The 667-nt window shown below is 40.9% G+C and carries 1 protein-coding gene; it reads right to left on the bottom strand.

All coding sequences use genetic code 11. The features are described from left to right. The coding region (locus tag C5471_RS23425) for an IS630 family transposase (protein ID WP_166296623.1) at positions 1–606 on the bottom strand (606 nt) is incomplete at its 3' end. Positions 607–667: the final 61 nt, after the last annotated feature.

Here is a 667-nt window from a genome sequence, read left to right as displayed (position 1 = left end):
TATATTCAGGCGAGTTCGGCTTCCTGTTGTTTTGACTGTTTTTTTCTCGCCTTTTCGCATCCAGCCATAACCGAGTTTGGTGCCTTGAGTCGGGTGAACCGCGTCAAGAAAGAGGATGGGTTCGTCTTTCGCGGCGACTTTAAGATTTTCATAATATTCAATAAATTGTCTCTGTTTTTCTGCCTCGAATTTATGAGGGACACCACAAGGTTTTTTATAAGAAAAACCCTGGCGGTGTAGCCATTTATTCATGCCTGGAATGCTAAAGGTCATATTCCAGAGCTGAGTAACATAGGCCACGATTTCATGGGTGTGATGGAAAAGATTTTGAGATAAATGGTTGATTAAAAAATCAGTTTGTTCTCGGGAAAGCAAACTATCAGACCCCCCATTATCAGATTTCAGTTTACCTTGATTAAGGTAATCACTGATATGGCGGTCAACAGTGGTCTGATGGAGTCGCAATGCCTGGGCTATCATCACAGAACTCCACCCTTCAGAAGCCAGAAGGATAGCTTTTATTCTGTCTCGTACTTGACCATCACGAGTGGTGTCGTGAAGACGTTCAAGTTTGATTTTTTGTTCTGATGTAATAAATATTTTCATAGCGAGGATAATGATCTCCATTTCGGATAAAATCAAGCATCTTCAATGATTACGGGTATAT

Source organism: Photorhabdus tasmaniensis (assembly GCF_011189505.1).
In the GTDB taxonomy this organism is placed as follows: Bacteria; Pseudomonadota; Gammaproteobacteria; order Enterobacterales; family Enterobacteriaceae; genus Photorhabdus; species Photorhabdus tasmaniensis.
This window is presented reverse-complemented; position numbering and strand designations above follow the sequence as displayed.